This is a genomic window from Phaeobacter sp. NW0010-22, from assembly GCF_040365955.1.
Classification (GTDB): Bacteria; Pseudomonadota; Alphaproteobacteria; order Rhodobacterales; family Rhodobacteraceae; genus OMPR01.
This window is the reverse complement of the sequence record NZ_BAABWT010000004.1, coordinates 55,628-77,046: the sequence shown is the minus strand read 5'-3', so window position 1 is coordinate 77,046 and position 21,419 is coordinate 55,628. Positions and strand designations below refer to the sequence as shown.

The window sequence follows — 21,419 nt, the reverse complement described above, 5'->3', positions numbered from 1 at the left end:
AGGAAGCGTACAGGCACTCTTTTCTACTGAGACACCGCGGTCAGGCCACGCTTTCCTCAGTGCGCCGTTTGCGGCGCATCTGGATCAAGTACACAAAGCCCAGCAACAGGAATGCAGGGATATAGAACACTTCTTTGCGGATCCGTTCCGCCTTGATATCCAGTTCAACGATTTCCCAATCAAAGTCGATCCCGAGCTGTTCTGCTGCACCACCAAATTCAAGGTTATCGATAAAGAACTTCCCGTCTTCCTCACGCAGCTCAATGCCAGCTCCGTTCAGCAAACGCCCGGCGCCGTCTTCACCCATTGGGCCAAGCGGCAACAGATATTTTGCATCCACGGCCTTGCCATTCAGGTCCTCGCCCATCAGGCGCACACGCAGGCTGGTATCATCTGCGCTCTGCTCTGCCATCTGGTAGATCGACGTCGCAGGCATCGCCTCAAACTCAGGCGCGATTTGGTTCAGGAAGAACCCTGGCCGGAACAGCGTAAAGGCCACCAGAACCAAGGCGACGCTTTCCCAAAGCCGCGACCGGGTCATGAAATACCCCATCGTCCCCGCCGCAAACAACAACATCGCTATCAACGCCACGATAAAGACAAACACCGCCTGTATCGGCCCCACGTCAATCAACAACAGATCGGTGTTGAAGATGAACAGGAACGGCAGCAAAGCAGTCCGGATCGAGTAAAAGAATGCCTGGAACCCGGTTTTAAGCGGATCGCCCTTACTGATCGCCGCCGCCGCAAAGGACGCGAGCCCCACCGGAGGCGTCACATCCGCCATGATCCCGAAATAGAAACAGAACATATGCACGGCTACCAACGGCACGATCAGACCTGATTGGGCACCCAGCTCAACCACAACGCCCGCCATCAGTGATGACACCACGATATAGTTCGCTGTTGTTGGCAGCCCCATGCCCAGAACGATTGAGATCACCGCCACAAAGAACAACATCGCAAGCAGGTTGCCCCCAGAAAGGAACTCAACAAACTCGGCCATTACCTGCCCGACACCGGTCAGTGTCACCGCGCCAACGATGATCCCAGCCACACCCATGGCAGCCGCGAGGCCAATCATGTTGCGCGCGCCAATCACCAAACCTTCGCCGATCTCTTTCAGACCATCCGACAGCCCTACCATTACACTCTGTTTCTTGCGGAAAAAATCCTTAAGCGCATTCTGCGTCAATAGGATCAGCAACATGAACGCCGTGGACCAAAACGCCGACAAGGCGGGCGATTTCCGCTCAACCATCAACAGATACATCAGCAATAGGATAGGTAAGAGATAATGCACGCCTGTTTTAAAGATCTCTTTGGTGGGAGGCAGATGCTCCATCGAATCACTGCTCATCTCAAGGTCGGGCCCGCTGGCCGCAAACCGCACGGCCAAGACGTAAACCGCCATCAAACCCGCGACCAATACAGGTGTCGCTGCGCCGCCCAGCATCCCTTGAACAATATCAACAAGGTATCCGGTCAGAAACAAGGTTCCCCCTGCGATAACAATGCAACTTGCGATGATGAAAATAGCGCCCAGCATGAACTTGATCGGGTTCATACGCGATGTCCCGGTCATACCCATTTTGAGAGCTTCGAGATGAACAATATAGACAAGCGCCATGTAAGAGATCGCCGCAGGGATGATCGCGGTTTTCACAACCTCAACATAAGAAATGCCGACATATTCCGTCATCAGAAACGCAACCGCCCCCATAACCGGTGGCGTCAAAACCCCGTTGATCGAAGACGACACTTCGATCGCCCCCGCCTTGGCCGGGCTAAACCCAACTTTTTTCATCAACGGAATGGTAAAGGTTCCCGTCGTTACAACGTTCGCAATCGAAGAACCCGAGATCAAACCCGTCGCCGCCGAGGCGATCACCGCAGCTTTGGCTGGCCCCCCACGCAGGTGGCCCAAAGTGGCAAAGGCCAGTTTTAGAAAATAATTACCTGCCCCGGCTTGGTTCAACAACGCACCGAACAACACGAACAGGAACACAAACCCGGACGAGACCCCCAAGGCGACACCAAAAACGCCCTCAGTCGTCAGCCACATATGGCTCATGGCCTTTTGAAACGAAGCCCCTTTCCAGCGTACAACATCTGGCAGGATCTCACTTGATCCAAAAAAGACATAGGCCAGAAAGAACATTGCGACACCCATCAACGGGAAACCTAGCGACCGGCGTGCGGCCTCCATCAATGTTACAATCCCGATGCCCGCAACCACCAAATCCACTGTGTTCGGTGCCCCAGTTCGGTTGGCAACGCCCACATAGGCGTACCACAGATATGACGCCGCAGCGGCCCCAACAGCTGCAGTGGCCCATGTCAGCAAAGGAATACGGTCACGGGGGCTCTTGGCGAATGCTGGAAAGGCGACAAAGGCCAGAAACACAGCAAAACCAAGGTGAATGGCGCGGGTTTGCGTGTCATTCAACACGCCAAAGCGCAAAAGAAAAGGCAGTGGTGACGCGATCCACAGCTGGAACAGCGACCACGTGAGCGGGATATACCACAGGGCCTTACGCGAGAACGCATCGTGTGGATTGCGCCCCCCTGTGTCGGCATCCGCCAGAATGTCCTCTAGATCTGTATCATCGACAGCTGCATTTTCTTTTGAGCTCATGGCCATCCCTCATCCGAATTTTTTCGGTTCTTTTTAGACGCAAGCGCCCCCCTGAGCGATCAGGGGGGCGTCAATTTCGGTATCAGGTCAGAATATTACTTCCAGCCTTTTTCCTTGTAGTACTTCTCAGCACCGGGGTGCAGAGGCGCAGACAGCCCATCGGTTACCATCTGCTCAGGTGTCAGGCGGGCAAACGCAGGGTGCAGCTTTTTGAACGCGTCAAAGTTTTCAAACACACCAGAAACCAGCGCATAAACAACCTCATCCGAGGTCTGAGCCGAGGTTACGAACGTTGCTTTTGGCCCCCAGGATGCGATGTCTGCATCGTTGTTTGGGTACATGCCACCGGGGATGGTTGCCGCAGCATATGCCGCGTTCTCAGCCAGTACGGTGTCGGTGCCCGAGGTGGTCAGGTCCAGGATTTTGACTTCGCAAGTAGATGTCGCTTCCATCGAAGAACCATTTGGCAGGCCAGCGGCCCAGATGGTTGCGTCGATTTTGCCATCGCACAGAGCAGCGGACTGTTCTGACGACTTCAGCTCAGCAGCCAGCGCAAAATCAGCAGGTGTTACACCTGCAGCCGCCATCAGCGTTTCCGCCAGAACACGTGTACCGGAACCGGGGTTCGCGATGTTCACGCGCTTGCCTTTGAAATCAGCGACCGAATTGATGCCAGCATCAGCACGGACCATGACATGCAGCGGCTCAGGGTGAACCGAGAATACCGCACGCAGGTCTTCGTAGGCGCCATCATCTGCAAATTTGCCAGTGCCAGCAATTGCAGCGGACTGAACGTCAGACTGAACAACACCAAAATCCAGCTCGCCTTCGCGAATGGTGCGTGTGTTGTAAACCGAACCACCGGTAGATTCCACGGAGCAGCGAATGCCGTGTGTTTTGCGGTCTTTGTTTACCAAACGGCAGATTGCACCACCTGTTGGATAATAAACGCCCGTCACACCGCCGGTGCCGATTGTGATGAATTGCTTGTCAGCAGCAACAGCGGCAGAACCGATTGTCAGTGTTGCGCCAGTCGCGAGGCCCAGCAAGAACTTCATAGGTTTCATTTTTTTCTCCCATCTTGAATTGACTTGAAAGTATCGAACCTAGGATTCCCTAATACTGGCTCATCCTTTCAGGCTGACCAAAGGGTGAAGAAGCCGACAAGGATTGTCATCCAAAAACTAATGTTATTTCACGTGCGTCCAATATGCTTCAACATCTTCACGCAGAGCCTTATAGGATTCGATCCGGTTTTCTGCCGCTTGCCCACCCCGTTCAACAAGCATCGCCAGAATATTTTCAAGAACAGCCATCACTCCAGAATAGCAGGCAAAGAAATGGGTCGTAATCGTCGACGCTGTAACCACTTCAAAAGGGGTCAATTCGGGTGAAATCCGGTCGGAGTCAGAGATCATGATCAGCTTCACGCCTTTGCTCTGCGCAAACCTACAAGCTTGAATCGTCTCTTTGGAATACGGCGAAACCCCGATCGCGATCAACAGATCCTGATCGCTGGCATCGTTCAACTCATCCACTGCGCTGTTCATATGCCGCGGGATCAGCTGCAACGTTGGAAGCGCCATCCGCCCAACATAGTGGAAATAATAAGCCAACCCATAGCTGGCCCTGACACCTGTTAAATAGACATTTCGGGCTTCAAACATGGCATCAACGACCGATTTCACCGTTGCTGGATCCAGTTGATGCAGGGATCGCTGCACAACCGCCAACGTATTGCGACGTGCTTTAGCCTGTGGTGCACCCGTCTCTGGAAACTGCTCAACCGTTTCCATCCAGTCCATCGTGTCAGACAGTTCAGCGCCCGAAACCAAGGCAGTCCGAAACGGAGCGCGCAGCTCTTCGAACCCATGCAACCCAAGGTGCTTGGCCATTCGAACCAAGGTATAGGTGCTGACCCCTGTTTTCCTAGCTGTCTCTCGAATGGAATCCAGCCCAAAATCCGATGGGTTATCAACGATGTATTTCGCCACAATCGACAGCCGCGGCGACAGGTCATCAAACCCCGTTTTCAGGGTAGCCAACATCTTTGTTCGTTCGGCAGGATCCACGCGGCGCCTCTCAGATTAGAATCACAAAAATAACGAATGTTTTTTATCCTGTCGATTATCAAGAATTCCGACAAAACAAAGGGGAGAAATTGCCTTCAAGGACCCCAAAATAGAATCTGATATCGGAAACCAAAATGAAAAACGCAAAAAAACACCCGGAACATCTCTGCGCCGGGTGCTCTTGTGATCATTCTTGGTACGGGCTTGCCGCTCGAAAGAGCTTAAAGCTGTTCCATGACTTCGTCAGAGGCTTCGAAATTCGCAGTGACGCGCTGAATATCGTCGTCATCTTCCAAAGCATCGATTAGCTTCATCAGTTTCTGCATGCCAACAAGATCCATATCGGTGGATGTCGTCGGTTTCCAAATCAGTTTGGTCGACTCTGATTCCCCCAAAGCTGCTTCTAATGCGTTGGAGACATCGTTCAGATCAGAATCGGCACAGTAGATCACGTGCCCATCATCCGAACTTTCGACGTCTTCGGCGCCGGCCTCAATCGCCGCTTCGAACACGGTTTCGGCATCGCCAACCGTCGCCGGGTAAACAACCTCACCTTTGCGATCAAACATGAAACCAACGGACCCAGTTTCGCCCAGATTGCCGCCATTCTTTGAGAATGTCGAGCGCACGGTGGATGCGGTCCGGTTGCGGTTGTCGGTCATAGCTTCGACGATCACGGCCACACCGTTGGGGCCATAGCCCTCATACCGGATTTCTTCGTAATCATCACCTTCGCCCGCCTGCGATTTCTTGATTGCGCGATCAATCACGTCCTTGGGAACAGACTGCGATTTGGCTTCTTTCACCGCCATACGCAAACGCGGGTTCTTATCGGGATCGGGGTCGCCCATTTTGGCGGCAACGGTAATTTCTTTGGACAGTTTCGAGAACAGCTTGGACCGCACGGCGTCTTGACGGCCCTTGCGGTGCTGGATGTTTGCCCATTTGGAGTGGCCGGCCATGTGATGCTCCTGAAGAATACGGTTTTGCGGGCCTCTATAAAACAAGCAGGGTGTCGGGTTCAAGGTTCCGACACCCTCCGTTTGACCTTGATTAACGATCTGGGCTGACGTTTTTGGCAATTGCCTGTAATGCGGCCACCATTTGCAGTTCAGTTTCTGGCTTTTCGTTATAGTCGGGATAGGCCGAATTCATCGCAATCACCACGCCACGCGCCGGATTGACGTACAAAAACTGACCGTAGATGCCGATGGCGGTGAATTCACCCCCGTCTCGGTTGGTCGGAATCCACCACTGGTTCTTATAGCCCAGCGCGTAGTCAGATTTATCATGATCCCCCGGTTTTGATTGCGGCGTATCCGTAGTGGTAGACCGGAGCAGCCACTCGGATGACACAACCTCTGCCCCTGTCATGGACGTTCCCCCATTTGCCAGCATTTGGCCAACACGGGCCAGATCCCGCAAACGCAGGTTCGCCCCGCCAAAGGCCACTGGAACGCCGGTTTGATCCACCAGCATTTCCGCATTCCCTTCGGCCCCGATCTTGGACCACAGCTTTTCCTGAAAATACGCTTCATAGGATTGGCCAGTTGCCCGGCGCAAGATCCAAGCCAAAACCTGCGTTTCTATGCTGGCATATTGATTGAACGTGCCCGGCTCCCGTTGCCGCACCATCGTAGTCGAAAATTCGTCCAATGATCCACGCAGGGTCGCCACCACGGTCAGCACGATATCGGAATTCAGGTCATCATAGTCTTCGACATACCGAATACCCGAGGTCATATCGAGCACCTGCTGAATCGTCACCCCGTCATACCCTGTCCCCTTGAGCTCAGGCACAAACGATGTGACCGGAGCATTCAGATCCGGCAAATACCCCTCATCTCGGGCCACGCCGATCAGGATTGAAGTCAAAGATTTAGTCACTGACATCTCAATGTGGTTGGTTTCTGCACTGTTGCCACGGGCATAGGTCTCATGGATCAATTTTCCATCCCGCAGCACGATCATGCCAGTCCAGTGGAACTCCTGAAACAAGGCATCCGTGGGCAGAGCTTTTCCGTCAAAATCATAGGTCGTCGGGAAAACATCTGCCTCTGTCTCGACCTCAAAGTCTGCTATGGGGCCGGCCCTTTCAATCGTTATCGACGGGTAGGTTTGATAAAGCGTGCGAAAGTTTTCGTCGATGGTGTCAGCTTCGAAAACGGCGGCATAGGCCATCAAAGCCCGCACATCTTGGATCTTACTCCAAAATGCACCCACGCCGATCACGCCCATTACCGCCAAAGCCAACGCCCCGCGTTTGATCCATTTCATGAGAAACTCCCTCTTCTCTCATTCTTTTGATTAAGGCCGCAGCAAATGACGCGCGGCGTTTCGTATTGTTTCTGGGTCACGCGGGACAAATCCGATCTCTAAGAACGAAGCTGCTCCAAACCCCAGCGAAACGATGCCATAGGCCCGTTGAAACCTATCGGCGTCATTCGCCCCGATCCTAGCCGCCGTCATGCGTTGGGTCAGCTCGTCACACAGTCGTTGGTAAAGCCCCGTCAGACGCTCCTGAATGCGCACGTCTTCCCCCGCATATGGCCAAAGCTCGTCAACCATTCGGCTTAAGGATTCGTCAGCCAGCAAACCGTCCAGTACCAGGTCAACCACCTGATCGACCGTGAGTGTATGCTGCTCTGCTTTCTGCAACGCATTTAGCTTGTCCTCGCCTCGTTCAATCAGCCGATCAAACAGCAGCAGGATTAAATCAGCCCGGTTTCCCGCAAAGTAGCGCAGCAAGGACCGTTGTAGCCCCGATTCCTCAGCAACCTTGGCGAGTGTTAACTTGGCCAACCCATCGCGCAGTACAATACGTTCCAGCGCATCCAGAATCTGGGCCTTGCGCTCCTGCTCTTTCTTGGGTCGTGCCATTGGGCTCTCCATTTCTAGTTTCTTGTCTGAATGACAATAATGAGGGGTAAGATGATTCCTGTCACACTGACAAGAATGAGTTTTCACGACCCCGCGTCACAACATACTGATCCTGACTTGTGTCAATTCCCCGTCGCACCCTGCTAAGGAACCCGCTAGGGTGCCTAAATGACACCTGATCAAATCATCCTGTTTTCGCTGTTTGGGGCCGTATTCGGTCTCTTACTCTGGGGCCGCTTTCGCTATGATCTCGTGGCTTTTTCCGCGCTAATGGTCGGGGTTGTTCTGGGGGTCGTCCCCGTCAACGACGCTTTTTCAGGCTTTGGCCACCCTGCCACCATCGTTGTCGCACTGGTATTAGTAGTCTCTGCCGGTCTTGTCCGATCCGGCGCGGTGTTTTTGATCACCCGCACATTGGTGGATGCGTCTCGCGGGTTGGGCAGCCACATTGCGCTGATGGGGGGCATTGGCGCGGTTTTGTCTGCATTCATGAACAACGTCGCCGCATTGGCTTTGCTGATGCCCGTTGATATCCAAACCGCCCGCAAGGCTGGGCGTGCTCCGGGCCTATCCCTGATGCCGCTGAGCTTTGCCACCATCCTTGGCGGCATGGCCACGCTGATTGGCACGCCGCCCAATATCATCATCGCCTCGATCAGGGCCGAGTCACTAGGTGAGCCGTTTTCGATGTTTGATTTCGCCCCGGTTGGCGGGATCGCCGCCCTTGCAGGTTTGATTTTTGTTGCCCTCATCGGGTGGCGACTAATCCCGGACCGCGGCACCACCGATGATCATTCCGAGGCGCTCGCTCAGTATATCGCCGAACTCACCATTCCCAAAGAGTCCCCCCACATAGGCAAGCGCCTAGCAGAGCTGGATGAAACCGCGGACAAATCCGATGTCGCCATTCTGGGCCTGATCCGCGATGGAAAGCGCCGATATGGCCGCGCGGCCAACACGATCCTGCGCACAGGCGACGCCCTTGTGCTTGAGGCGGCCCCCGAAGCTCTGGATGAATTCCGCACCGCCTTGAATCTCGATTTCTCAGACACTCGCCGCCAAGAGGTGCTGACGGCCGCAGGCGATGGATTAGAAGTGATCGAGGTGGTGGTCACCGAAACCTCACGCATTTTGGGAAAGACCGCGCAGGCGATTGGCCTCGCCTGGCGTCAGAACACTGTGCTGATGGGCATTTCACGCCAAGGCAAACGCATAACAAAACAGGTCCGTAAGACCGAGGTCGAAGCTGGCGATATCCTACTGCTGATGTGTCCGCGTGATCGCGGACCCGATGTCACTGACTGGTTGGGGTGTTTGCCGCTTGCGGAACGCGGGCTTTCTGTAACCGCGAACGAAAAGGTTTGGTTGGCCATAGGTCTCTTTGCCGGGGCGGTCATGGCGGCCAGTCTCGGCCTGATCTATTTGCCCATCGCTTTAGGGCTGGTGGTGGTGGCCTATGTACTGACCAAAATCATGCCCGTTAGTGAGATCTATGATCACATCGAATGGCCCGTGGTGGTTTTGCTGGGGTCTATGATCCCGCTGGGGTCCGCGCTTGAAACCTCGGGTGGGACCGAGCTTATCGCGGGCAGCTTGATTTCCCTCACCAACGGCCTGCCCGCTTGGGCGATTTTGACCGTTCTGATGATCGTGACCATGACCCTGTCGGATGTGTTGAACAACACCGCCACCACCATTGTCGCCGCCCCCGTTGGCATTCAGATGGCAAATACGCTCGGGGTGTCCGCCGATCCATTCTTAATGGCTGTGGCCGTTGCCGCCTCTGCCGCGTTCCTTACCCCCATTGGGCACAAGAACAACACGCTGATCCTAGGCCCCGGCGGCTATCAATTTGGCGATTACTGGCGCATGGGCTTGCCGCTGGAAATCCTGATCATTGCCGTTTCCATCCCCGCCATTCTGGTCTTTTGGCCTATGTAGGCGCCTGTGACCCTCTGCACCGTTGCCAAATCGTACTCGTGCACGGTAAAGCCGCGCCTATGAAACCCTTTCTGATCTTGCAGTTGCGCCCCGAAACCGATGCGGCAGATGCCGAGTATGCCTCGATCCTCGATAAATGCGGCCTGACAGCAGACCGCACCCATCGCATTCGTTTGGATTGCGAAGATCTGCCCAAGGGTCTGAACGTCACAGATTATGCCGGCGTCATCGTTGGTGGAGGCCCCGGATGCGTCAGCGACGACCCGACCACAAAACCAGAGACCGAGGCCCGGATCGAAGCCGCCATTCTTGGCCTGATGCCACAGATTACCCAGCACGATCACCCTTACATGGGGTGCTGTTATGGTCTTGGCGTTCTAACGGCACATCTGAACGGCGACATGAGCAAGACCCAATACGGTGAACCCGTTGGCCCTTCGACCTGCACGCTGACAGCTGAGGCCGCAACCGATCCCCTTACCCGAGGCCTTGCCCCCCGGTTCGAAGCCTTTGTTGGTCACAAAGAAGCCGTGCAAAGCCTGCCACCCGGTTGCGTGCACCTGATCGCCTCTGATCCCTGCCCATTCCAAATGATCCGCTGGGGCGAAAACGTCTATGCCACGCAGTTCCACCCCGAGGCCAACGCCGATGATTTTGAACAACGTATCAATATCTACAAGGACCACGGCTATTTCCCACCCGCAGACGCAGACACCTTGATCGCTGCGTGCCACGCCAGCGACGTGACCCAGCCTGGTGAAATCCTGCGTCGGTTTGTGCAACGCTATGGCTAAGGGCATGAAAACCCCCATTGCCTGATCCATAACCCTGCGGCTAAGCTGAACAAAACGACTTTGGGAGGGTTGTTTTGGATCTACTTATCAGTGTTGGATTGCCGCTTGCGCTTGCGATCATCATGTTATCGCTGGGTGTCGGGTTAGAGGCCGCGGATTTCCGGCGCGTGTTTACCCGTGGGTTTCCCTTTGTCATCGGCGCACTCAGTCAGGTTGTGCTGCTACCGGTAGTGGCCTTTTGTATTGTCACACTGTTTGCGTTGCCCCCTGAAATCGCGGTTGGAGTCATGTTGCTCAGTTTTTGCCCCGGTGGTGTCACCAGCAACATCCTGTCCAAACTGGCCCAAGGTGATGTGGCTCTTTCGGTCACACTGACCGCCGTAATCAGCCTGTTATCTATCGTGACGGTACCCTTTCTCGCAGCTAGCTCGGTGGCCTATTTCATGGGCGACAGCGCACCAATTGTTTCGGTCACCGATATCGCCATCGCCATGTTTTTGATCACCACGCTGCCCGTGGCACTTGGCCTTACCTTTCGCCACTACTTTCGTGGCCTTGCCATGATGATCGAGGGGCCCCTGTCCAAACTTGCGACTTTGCTGTTTGTGTTGATCGTCGGCGTCGCATTGGCCGGAAACTGGCAATTGTTCGTGGACAACTTGGGCATCATGGGTGCCGGATTGATCACCCTCAACCTGTCCCTGTTGCTGCTTGGGCTCATGCTTGCCCGTATGGCAGGGCTGACGTGGCAGGAAAGCAAAACAATTTCCATTGAAACCGGTATTCAGAACTCAACCCTCGGCATTACTCTGGCGGCTCTGATCACTGGGACCACAACCGGCTTTAGTCCACTTGCTCTACCCGCCGCCGTCTACGGCATTACTATGTACATTGTTGCCGCCCCCTTCCTCCTTTGGTTCCGTAGCCGCTGAAAGGTTCCCCCATGCCCGCAAATACCGCAGATGCCATCATTATCGGCTCAGGCCTTGCAGGTCTGGCCGCCGCCGCCGAATTGGGCGATCGGGGCAAACGCGTGATCCTGCTGGATCAGGAATCCGAAACCTTTCTGGGCGGTCAGGCCTTTTGGTCCCTTGGCGGGTTGTTCATGGTCAATACCCCCGAACAGCGCCGTATGGGCATAAAAGACAGTCCAGACCTTGCGATGCGTGATTGGATGGGCAGCGCCCAGTTCGACCGGCCTGAGGATCTGTGGCCGCGCAAATGGGCTGAATCCTATGTTGAATTCGCCGCCGGAGAAATGCGCCCTTGGCTGCACCAGATGGGGCTGCGCTGGTTTCCTGTCGTGGGTTGGGCAGAACGGGGTGGATCATACGCGGATGGGCACGGCAATTCCGTCCCACGGTTCCATATCACCTGGGGTACCGGACCGGGCGTACTGGAACATTTCGTGCGCCGGGTACGCGAACATGCCGCCAATGGTTTGATCGACATGCGCTTTCGCCACCAAGCCAGCCATATCATTATGCAAAACGGCAGCGCAACGGGCGTTTCCGGAGAAATACTGGCACCTGATACAGCAGATCGTGGAGTGAAGACCAACCGCGACGAGATCGGCGAATTCGAAGTATATGCTCCTTCGGTCATTGTCACTTCTGGCGGGATTGGCGGCAACTTTGAAATGGTGCGCAAAAACTGGCCGCGCGACCGTTTGGGCACACCGCCCAAAGACATGATCGCAGGTGTCCCTTTCCACGTAGACGGCCGCATGATCCCGATCAGTCAAAAAGCAGGCGGACATGTGATCAACAACGACCGCATGTGGCACTATACTGAAGGCGTCAGAAACTGGGATCCGATTTGGCCCTCACACGGTATCCGCATCCTGCCTGGCCCCTCATCGATGTGGTTCGACGCCACTGGCAACCGCTTGCAACCGCCTTGCCTGCCCGGCTTTGACACATTGACCACCCTGCGGGAGATCCTGAAAACAGGATATGAGTACAGCTGGTTTGTTCTGACCCAAAAGGTGATCAAGAAAGAATTTGCCTTGTCCGGCTCCGAACAGAATCCTGATTTCACCTCTGGCAAGTGGGCTGAAGTCATCCGCAAGCGCATCCTAACCGGTGCCAAAGCCACCGCCCCTATCGAAGCTTTCAAAGAAAAAGGCGAGGATTTCGCGGTCGCCAATACGCTCGGGGATTTGGTGCGCTGCATGAATCAGATGGGCGATGACCTGATCGACGAAGACCACCTACGCGCCCAACTCGAAGCCCGTGATGCTCAAATCGATAATCCGTTTTCCAAAGATGCCCAAGTCATGGCCATCCATGCGGCGCGCAACTATCGCGGGGATCGCCTGATCCGCACCGCCAAGCCACACAAATTCCTAGATCCCGCCAACGGGCCCCTGATCGCTGTCAAACTGCACGTCCTGACCCGCAAAACGCTCGGCGGGCTCCAGACCAATCTGGACAGCCAGATGGTCGGCGCAGATGGGCAAGTGGTGCCGGGGCTGTTCGCCGCTGGCGAAGTAGCCGGATTTGGCGGGGGCGGATACCACGGATACAACGCCCTCGAAGGGACGTTCTTGGGCGGTTGTATCTTTTCCGGGCGCAACGCGGGGCGATCCCGCGCGATCGCCTGATCCGCCTTAGCGCATCAATCGCATCCGCAACACGATCTCGCCTGCCTCATCCGTAAACGACAGCTCCTCGCCAGAGCGATCAAAGGCGACAATGCCCGCCAGAGTCTTAAGCAACGCACGTTCTTGCGTATCCAGGTCCGGTGGACACGCCATCAAAGTACCCGCCATTTCGCTGGGAAAACTGACTTTTCCCCCCGTCAATTCGGGTTCGACCTCTACGGCCCCCATGAATCGATTGCAGCCTCCGGTGGCTCCAAATCGCCCTTCACCCACAAACTCAATTTCGGGCAAACGCGGCCCATCCAAAGCGTCGCCCTGCATCTCATAAGCTTGCCATTTTCCGGCTGATAAATCATTCAAAATCGGAAACACCTCAACATCTACAGTGTCCGATGTGCCGCGCGTCAGAACCGGAACAACTGATGTATTGGTAAACAACAATGTGCCCTTGTTCAGGATCTGCGCTTGGATCGCATAGCTCATACGATCATCAATCAGCGCATCGTCATACTCCAACGCGAATTCGGCGGGCAATGCATCCACTTTGTAGCGTTTACTGGATAGAACCTCGGCGGCCACGTCTTGGCGTGAAACATCAACCAACCGCACATCCAGCACGGAATGCTCTGGCATCTCAGCCGGTTTAACATTGCTGATCGTGCCCGAAACCGTTCCCGCCATGGCGGCTCCGCTCAAACCTGTGCTCATCACCAGAGCCGCTAAAATTCCTCGTACCATCCGACCAATCCACCTAACTAAACATGCTTCATTTCCAAATAGATCGGAACCCATTTAGCATTTTCAAGTCAAGGAAACTTTGATCAGCAACAGGTCGCTCAGAACACTCTGTTTCACGCCCTACAATGCCCCCTAAAGAGGCCAGATCACAGGGATTAAGGCCGAGGCTAGTAACCCAACCGTCAGATTCAAAGGAATCCCCACCCGCATGAAGTCCGTGAACCGGTATCCGCCGGGACCATAGACCAACATGTTAGTTTGATACCCAATTGGGGTCGCAAAAGAGGCCGACGCCGCAACCATCACAGCCACCACTAAGGGGCGTGCATCGATCCCCATCGCATCCGCCAATCCGATCGCGATCGGTGTCACCACCACAGCCACCGCATTGTTAGACACCAATTCGGTCAACACCGAGGTCAGCAAATAAATCGCCCAAACCACTAAAAACGGCGGCACCATCCCCAGCGATGGTGCAAGCGCATCCACAATCAGCCGCACCGCGCCCGAGCTTTGCAAAGCCGCGCCAATGGCCAGCATCGCAAAAATCAGCGCAAGCAAACGGCCATCGATAAATGAAAACGCCTCATCCGCGTCGATGCAGCGCGTGATCAACACCAAGGCAACCGCAAGAATGGACAACAACAGGATCGGCGCCACCCCAAGTGCCGCCAGCACCACAATGGCCACCAAAGCGGCAATCGCAATCGGAGCATGGCTGCGTCGGTAGGCACGCGCTGAAGGTTGCGAAATATCGACCAATTCCGTGTCAGCCGCCAAACGTTGGATATCGCCGGGGGCCCCTTCCAACAGCAAAGTATCCCCGACGCGAACCACAAGATCATCTAGCTGCAGGCCGATATTCTGATTCCGGCGGTGCACCGCCAATACATACACGCCATAGCGACGGCGCAAGCGCAGCGCGCCCAATGATCGCCCGACCATCTTACATCCAGGGGTGATCAGAACTTCGACAGTTGCGGTCTCAACCTCGGACACCTGATCGATGGTCTGCACTTCTTTGTTGGTCTGCAAGCCCATCAACTCGGTCATCTTGGTGCGCAAGACCACCCGATCTCCCGCCTTCAGTTCAACCGATTTCAAATCACGGCGCAAAGACAAATCGCCTCTAACTACATCTACCAAGCGCACGCCTGTCCGTTTAAACAGCGCCACATTGATCGCCATGTCACCAATCAGGTTGCTGTCGCTGGGAATGATGACTTCGGTAAAGAACTTCTTTCGCGATCCATCCCCCAACAAGCTGGCCATGCTATCGCGATCCGGCAACAGGCGCGGCGCGATAAAGCGCAAGTACACCATACCGTAAATGACGATCACAATCCCCAATGGCGTAACTTCGAAAATCGAAAACGCCGCCAACCCCTGCGCCCTTACGACCCCATCAACCAACAGATTTGTTGAGGTTCCGATCAAGGTCATCGTGCCGCCCATGATCGCAGCATAACTGAGTGGTATCAATAATTTAGATGCTGAAATCCCCAAGGTGCGTGCAATCTGCACAAACACCGGGATCATCACTACCACAACCGGGGTATTCGACACAAAGGCCGAGGCAATGACCACAAAGGCCATCAGTAAACCGATCGCGATGCGCGGATTCACCTGCGCCTGCTTCTGAGCCACTGACGTGAACGCATCCAAGGCCCCAGTTCGCACCAAGGCCCCCATGATGATAAACATCGCCGCAATCGTCCACGGCGCGGGGTTGGAAAGCACCGGCAAGGCCAACTCGTACGGCAGCACGCCTGTTATCAACATCACCGATACACCCGCTATCGCAACCACTTCGGTCGGAAAGGTCTCACGCAGGAACAGCACAAACATGCCACCCACGATCAACAGCGCGACAATCGCGCTGGCTGTTTCAGAAATCTCAAATAGCTGCATTTAGGTCTGTCGTGCCCTATCGTAAGTATCAGGACCTATAGCTTTGCTGATCTGCCCCGGGTGAACAAGCCAGATCAGGGCGCAGACTGTTGCAATCGCCCGCCAATTCGCACCATGCTGATTTTTTTGGCTTCACCCGTCCGGTCATCAGTATCCACAAATACGCCAGAAAGGGTCGCTTCACCCGTCGCAGGCGTAAACCGGGATTTGGGCATACCAGTGATAAAGCGCCGCATCGGTTCGCTCTTCTCCATCCCAATGACCGAGTTGTAATCCCCGCACATGCCAGCATCGCTCAGATAGCCAGTGCCACCGGGCAATACCATCGCATCCGCAGTAGGAACGTGCGTGTGCGTGCCAACCACAAGGCTGGCACGGCCATCGCAATAATGCCCCATCGCCATCTTTTCCGAAGTCGCCTCGCAATGTACATCAACGATGATTGCCTGCGCCAGCCCACCACGTGGATGGGATTTCAGGATTGGTTCGATTGCCGAAAACGGATCATCAAAGGCCCGTTTCATGAACACCTGCCCGAGTACCTGAAGCACCAGAACCTTGCGCCCACAGGGGGCCTTGAACAACCGGTACCCTTTACCCGGTGCGTTCTTTGCAAAATTCACCGGCCGGATGATGCGCTGTTCTTTTTCAATGAACTGCAGCATGTCTTTCTGATCAAACGCATGGTCGCCCAGCGTCAGGCAATCGGCCCCGGCATCCAGCAGAGTTTTGGCATGCTCGCCCGATAACCCCATGCCGTTGCTGGCATTTTCGCCATTCACTACAACAAAATCCAACCGCCAGTCTTTGCGCAGACGCGGCAGGTGCTCGCTTATGGCCGTGCGTCCCGCACGCCCCATAACATCGCCTAGAAACAAGATCCTCATGCCGATGGTCCTATGCGGGGGACCACCATGTCACAAGTCTTAATCGCCTAATGCGGCAATAACCGCGTCCAAGTGTTGCTGCGCAAAGCCTTTAACATGATCCACGCACAAAAAATGCGCACAGGGTCAGATCAGAAGGTCAACACACGGCTTTCGGTCACCAACATATCCAACGGCTGGTCTGTCGGTTCTAGGGGCAAGCCATCCGCCTCTTGTGCGTCAAAGGCAAATCCAATCGCCAATGTGGCTCGTTTCGCCCGTAACCCTTCCAACGTGCGATCATAAAAACCGCCGCCATAACCAAGCCGTCCACCCGTCCGATCAAAGGCCACCATCGGCACGATCAGAATTTCAGGTTCAAAGAAATCATCAACCTCAGGGACTTTGGCCCCAAAAGGTCCATCTTTCAGTACGCCTTCTGGGCTCCATGTTGAAAACTTCAACGGCTGTCCTGCGGCTTGAATGACCGGAACACCAACAGCCCCATAAGCGGACGCCTCAGCCATCGCCGCAATCGGATCAATCTCTGTTCGGATCGGCATGTAACCCGACAAAGGAACGCCCCGATACCCTGCAAGGATTTCAGACAACCGTCCCGCCATGCCCGGCAGTCGCGTATCAAACGCAGCCTTGCGTCTCACAAACCCGTCCTTGCGCGCCTGCGCTTTGATGTCCGTCAGATCGGTCATGTGGTGCTCCTAGATCAACACTGCGGCCGCAAGGCCAAGGAAAGCAAAAAATCCAACCACATCCGTCACTGTCGTCACAAATGTACCAGAGGCCAACGCTGGATCTACGCCCACTTTCTCCAAAATCACAGGAATGCCCGTCCCTGCGAGCGCGGCAACGACCAAATTGACCACCATTGCGGCGGCGATCACCAGTCCCAATAATGGCAAACCAAACCACACCCATCCGATCACGCCCATCACGATGGCAAAGATAAACCCATTGGCGACACCCACCATCACCTCACGCCGGATAACCCGCCACAGGTTTGACCCAGTCAGATCGCGTGTCGCCAGTGCGCGCACGGCAACAGTCAAGCTTTGAGTCCCCGCATTGCCACCCATAGACGCAACAATGGGCATCAAAACCGCAAGCGCCACGAAATTCGAAATCGTCTTGTCAAAAATCGAAATAACCAAAGATGCCAGAATGGCAGTCGCCAAATTTACAGCCAACCACGGCAGACGTTGCTTCGCCGTCTCAACCACCGAATCCGACAGGTTACTTTCGCCAACCCCCGCCAAGCGCAAAATATCTTCCTCGTGTTCGTCATCCAGAACGGCCATCGCGTCATCAATCGTGATGGCCCCGACCAAACGCCCTTCATCATCCACCACAGGTGCAGAAATGAGGTGATACTGGTTGAATGCATAAGCCACGTCTTCTTCATCCTGCTCAACAGGAATGATCTGAAACGTCTCTTCGGCCAAATCAGCCAACATCGCATCCCGTGGCGCGCCCATGATTTTGCCCAGGGTGACGTTTGCGGATGGATGCAGCCGAGGATCGACCAAAACCACATGGTAAAACTGCTCCGGAAGATCGTCTGATTCCCTCATGAAATCAATGACCTGACCGACATTCCAGTGTTCGGGCGCCATTACAACTTCGCGCTGCATCAAGCGCCCGGCAGAATTGTCCGGATAACTCAGCGCCTGCTCAACCGCAACCCGGTCAGCGTCTTCTAGAACCTCAAGAATCGCTTCTTGCTGCGGTTCCTCCAGATCCTCGACCAAATCGACAACATCATCACTGTCGAGGTCGCGCACCGCCTCGGCCAGAACCGCTGGGTTCAGAACCTCGATCACCTCTTCACGGATGCTCTCGTCCAGTTCCGACAGGATATCCCCGTCAAACTCACGATCATAGAGCCGCAACAACCGAGCTCGGTCAAACGAGTTGATCTGCTCCAAAAGGTCGGCGATATCTGCCGCATGCAAATGATCCAACAGCTCGGTCAGCTTGGCGCGGTCGTCTACGTCAACGGCATAAAGGATCGCGGCAACTTGCTTGCGATCCAGCTCATAGGCATCGTCATCGCGCACGTCGTCGGGATCAACGTTGTGAATACCTGTGGTCATGCGCCTGCCTCCGGGGTTGGATTGGCCGCAAAATAGTAGAAGCTGCTACCGGAAAACAATGACAATAGCGCAATTTACCCAAACCAACTGCATCGTTATTCTATGACCTTCTGATTGACGGGCACCAAAGGGCTGAAAATGGCGATGCAAACACTCCTCAAGGGACGGATTTTGTCCTTTTCCAACTCGCCTTTTGACGGCGATCCAGTGGCGGCAACACAGCAGGACGAAGCTCTGGTGATCTCAGACCACATCATTGCCGCCGTCGGATCCTTTGATGACCTGAGCGCTGCCTATCCTCAGGCTGATGTAATCGATCACGGCAATCGCGTCATTCTGGCAGGCTTTGTTGATGCTCATGTGCATTTCCCACAAACCGCCATGATCGCCAGTTGGGGTAAACGCCTGATCGACTGGCTCAACACCTATACCTTTCCCGAAGAGATGCGGTTTGCAGATAGCGCCTATGCGGAAGAGATCGCCAACCGCTATCTCGACCTGACCGCGGCCCACGGCACCACCACCATGTGCAGCTTTGCCACCATTCATCCCACCAGCGTTGATGCCTTTTTCACCGCGGCGCAGTCCCGGAGCCAACGGGTGGTGACAGGCAAAACCTGTATGGACCGCAATGCACCCGAAGGGCTGCGCGACACGGCTCAATCCTCCTATGATCACTCCAAGACTTTGCTGGATAAATGGCACGGGGTTGATCGATTGTCCTACGCAATCACGCCCCGTTTCTCGCCCACTTCAACTATCGAACAGCTCGAGGCTATGGGCGCGCTCTGGGCCGAACATCCCGAGTGCTTGATGCAAACCCACCTAAGCGAACAAACTGATGAAATTGCATGGGTTAAGTCCCTGTTTCCCAATGCAAGGGATTATCTGGACACCTACGAAACCTACGGGCTATTAGGCAGGCGCGGTCTCTATGGGCACGCCATCCATCTGGAACAACGCGAGCGCGACCGCCTGCGCGAACATGACGCTGCGCTGGTGCATTGTCCAACCTCAAACACCTTCATTGGCTCGGGCCTGTTCGACATGGCCGGGTTGATGGCCGACGGGCACCGGATCGGGTTGGCCACGGACACGGGCGGCGGCTCCAGCTTTTCGATGTTGCGCACCATGGCTGCTGCTTACGAAATCGGCCAATTGCGCGGCACACCCATGCACGCGGCGCAATTGCTGTGGTTGGCAACCGTTGGGTCGGCCCGCGCGCTGCACATGGATGATGTGATCGGCAATATCGCACCGGGGAAAGAGGCGGATCTGGTGGTGCTTGACCTTGCTTCCACCCCTGCAATCTCCCAGCGTTCAGATCGCGCATCAGATCTATGGGAGGCGATCTTCCCGACCATCATGATGGGCGATGACCGCGCAATAACCGAGGTTTGGATCAACGGCAAACGCCGCTGATCCTTTTTGTAACGTTAAGATTGCAACGCTTGCGCCAATTGGGTCTGGCGTTCAATCACACGCGGCAGATCAATCGTCGCAATCTGCCCCGCATTGACCACCTGACGCCCCTCAACAAACAGATGCTTCACCCGCGTTGGCCCGGCTAGCAGTAACGCTGCTGGATCCCAACTGCCCGCGCTGTCGATACCTGTAACATCCCACATCGCAACATCTGCGCGCTTGCCCACTTCTAGCCGCCCGCAATCTGGGCGGTTCAACACGTCCGCGCCGCCCCGTGTTGCGATCTCTAACGCCTCGCGCGCGGACATTGCATCGGCCCCGTTGGCGACACGTTGCAAAAGCATTGATTGCCGCGCCTCGGAGATCAGATTGCCGCTGTCATTACTGGCGGACCCATCCACACCCAGCCCAACTGGCACCCCCGCGTCCCGCATTGCACGAACGGGTGCAATACCGCTGCCGAGCCGGCAATTCGAACAGGGGCAATGGGCCACACCGGTCTTACTGCGTGCAAACAGGTCAATCTCTTGCCCGTCCAACTTAACACAATGGGCGTGCCAGACATCCGAACCGGTCCATCCCAGATCTTCGGCATATTGCCCCGGACGACAGCCAAAATTAGCGAGAGAATACGCGATATCTTCTTCGTTTTCAGCAAGATGAGTGTGCAACATCACACCTTTGTCCCGCGCCAAAATCGCCGCGTCTCGCATTAACTCGCGACTGACCGAAAACGGCGAACACGGTGCAAGGCCCACCCGGCACATGGATCCCTCAGACGGATCATGGAACGCATCAATAACGCGGATCGAATCCTCCAAAATCGCCGTTTCCTGTTCAACCAAACTGTCAGGAGGCAAGCCACCATCGCTTTCGCCAATGCTCATCGCGCCCCGCGTCGGGTGAAACCGCAACCCCAACTCTGAGGCCGCCGCGATAGTGTCGTCCAATCGAGATCCGTTGGGATAGAGATACAGGTGATCCGAGCTGAGTGTGCATCCTGACAAAGCCAATTCCGACAAACCGATCTGGGCCGAGATATACATCTCTTCAGGACCAAAGCGCGACCAGATCGGATAGAGTGTCTGCAACCAACCAAACAGCAATGCATCCTGCCCGCCAGGCACAGCGCGCGTCAGAGACTGGTACAGATGATGGTGCGTGTTCACCAAACCGGGCGTAACAACACAACCCGCTGCATCAACCACCTGCCCCGCTGTTGTCAGGTCGTGCCCTACGGCAACGATCACACCACCACGGATCAACAGGTCTGCCCCTGCCAATTCGCGGCGGGTCTCATCCATTGTTAGGATCGTATGCGCATTCTTTATCAGGATTTCGGACATGCCGGTCACTCCGCTTTATGCCCGTCTCATAACGAAGTGATCGCGTGTCAGTGGAAAACGGGAGAAAGAACCAACACTTTTGAAGTGTTTAC

The 21,419-nt window shown here is 55.2% G+C and carries 17 protein-coding genes; 5 read left to right on the top strand and 12 right to left on the bottom strand.

The genetic code is table 11. From position 1 onward, the window contains the following. Positions 1-40: 40 nt before the first annotated feature. From ABWV33_RS09760 to ABWV33_RS09735, 6 genes are all read right to left on the bottom strand, one after another. On the bottom strand, positions 41-2,644 hold the full coding sequence (locus ABWV33_RS09760) for a TRAP transporter permease (protein ID WP_404932694.1): 2,604 nt from the start codon (positions 2,642-2,644) through the stop codon (positions 41-43). Positions 2,645-2,733: 89 nt separating this feature from the next. Then, complete coding sequence (locus ABWV33_RS09755) at positions 2,734-3,696, bottom strand: TAXI family TRAP transporter solute-binding subunit (RefSeq protein ID WP_353330917.1); 963 nt, start codon at positions 3,694-3,696, stop codon at positions 2,734-2,736. A 132-nt stretch (positions 3,697-3,828) separates the two neighbouring features. After that, complete coding sequence (locus ABWV33_RS09750; RefSeq protein ID WP_353049658.1) at positions 3,829-4,710, bottom strand: MurR/RpiR family transcriptional regulator; 882 nt, start codon at positions 4,708-4,710, stop codon at positions 3,829-3,831. 221 nt (positions 4,711-4,931) lie between these two features. Continuing rightward, a complete protein-coding gene (locus ABWV33_RS09745; protein ID WP_353330418.1) occupies positions 4,932-5,672 on the bottom strand; it encodes a YebC/PmpR family DNA-binding transcriptional regulator in 741 nt (246 codons plus the stop codon). 91 nt (positions 5,673-5,763) lie between these two features. After that, positions 5,764-6,987 carry a serine hydrolase domain-containing protein gene (locus ABWV33_RS09740; RefSeq protein ID WP_353330416.1) on the bottom strand — a complete coding sequence of 408 codons (1,224 nt, stop codon included), beginning with the start codon at positions 6,985-6,987 and terminating at the stop codon, positions 5,764-5,766. 30 nt (positions 6,988-7,017) lie between these two features. Continuing rightward, a complete protein-coding gene (locus tag ABWV33_RS09735; protein WP_353330414.1) occupies positions 7,018-7,590 on the bottom strand; it encodes a TetR/AcrR family transcriptional regulator in 573 nt (190 codons plus the stop codon). Positions 7,591-7,758: 168 nt separating this feature from the next. On the opposite strand from ABWV33_RS09735, the gene ABWV33_RS09730 reads away from it, so the two are divergent. The 4 genes from ABWV33_RS09730 to ABWV33_RS09715 all read left to right on the top strand — a co-directional run bounded on the left by ABWV33_RS09730 (position 7,759) and on the right by ABWV33_RS09715 (position 12,930). Then, positions 7,759-9,531: an SLC13 family permease gene (locus tag ABWV33_RS09730; protein WP_353330412.1), complete on the top strand. Its 1,773-nt coding sequence runs from the start codon at positions 7,759-7,761 to the stop codon at positions 9,529-9,531. 59 nt (positions 9,532-9,590) lie between these two features. After that, the gene (locus ABWV33_RS09725; RefSeq protein ID WP_353330410.1) at positions 9,591-10,325 is read left to right on the top strand and encodes a glutamine amidotransferase; all 735 of its coding nucleotides are present in this window, start codon (positions 9,591-9,593) and stop codon (positions 10,323-10,325) included. Positions 10,326-10,399: 74 nt separating this feature from the next. After that, a complete protein-coding gene (locus tag ABWV33_RS09720; protein WP_353330408.1) occupies positions 10,400-11,257 on the top strand; it encodes a bile acid:sodium symporter family protein in 858 nt (285 codons plus the stop codon). A gap of 11 nt (positions 11,258-11,268) precedes the next feature. Beyond that, entirely contained in the window at positions 11,269-12,930 is a 1,662-nt protein-coding gene (locus tag ABWV33_RS09715) for an FAD-binding dehydrogenase (protein WP_353330406.1), read from the top strand. A 6-nt stretch (positions 12,931-12,936) separates the two neighbouring features. Here ABWV33_RS09715 and ABWV33_RS09710 read toward each other — a convergent pair whose 3' ends face one another. The 5 genes from ABWV33_RS09710 to mgtE all read right to left on the bottom strand — a co-directional run bounded on the left by ABWV33_RS09710 (position 12,937) and on the right by mgtE (position 18,556). Continuing rightward, the gene (locus ABWV33_RS09710; RefSeq protein ID WP_353330404.1) at positions 12,937-13,668 is read right to left on the bottom strand and encodes a YbaY family lipoprotein; all 732 of its coding nucleotides are present in this window, start codon (positions 13,666-13,668) and stop codon (positions 12,937-12,939) included. Between the two features lie 132 nt (positions 13,669-13,800). Further along, positions 13,801-15,579 carry an SLC13 family permease gene (locus tag ABWV33_RS09705; RefSeq protein WP_353330402.1) on the bottom strand — a complete coding sequence of 593 codons (1,779 nt, stop codon included), beginning with the start codon at positions 15,577-15,579 and terminating at the stop codon, positions 13,801-13,803. Positions 15,580-15,653: 74 nt separating this feature from the next. Next, complete coding sequence (locus ABWV33_RS09700; protein WP_121996877.1) at positions 15,654-16,466, bottom strand: TIGR00282 family metallophosphoesterase; 813 nt, start codon at positions 16,464-16,466, stop codon at positions 15,654-15,656. A gap of 131 nt (positions 16,467-16,597) precedes the next feature. Next, the gene (locus ABWV33_RS09695) at positions 16,598-17,155 is read right to left on the bottom strand and encodes a 5-formyltetrahydrofolate cyclo-ligase (RefSeq protein WP_353330400.1); all 558 of its coding nucleotides are present in this window, start codon (positions 17,153-17,155) and stop codon (positions 16,598-16,600) included. Positions 17,156-17,164: 9 nt separating this feature from the next. Then, entirely contained in the window at positions 17,165-18,556 is a 1,392-nt protein-coding gene (mgtE, locus tag ABWV33_RS09690; RefSeq protein ID WP_353330398.1) for a magnesium transporter, read from the bottom strand. Between the two features lie 138 nt (positions 18,557-18,694). Here mgtE and guaD point away from each other — a divergent pair, with 138 nt between their 5' ends. Beyond that, positions 18,695-19,978, top strand: a complete 1,284-nt coding sequence (gene guaD, locus ABWV33_RS09685; RefSeq protein WP_353330396.1) for a guanine deaminase — start codon at positions 18,695-18,697, stop codon at positions 19,976-19,978. A 14-nt stretch (positions 19,979-19,992) separates the two neighbouring features. On the opposite strand, the gene ABWV33_RS09680 is transcribed toward guaD, so the two are convergent. Further along, positions 19,993-21,327, bottom strand: coding sequence for an 8-oxoguanine deaminase (locus ABWV33_RS09680; RefSeq protein ID WP_353330394.1), 1,335 nt, complete (start codon positions 21,325-21,327; stop codon positions 19,993-19,995). Positions 21,328-21,419: the final 92 nt, after the last annotated feature.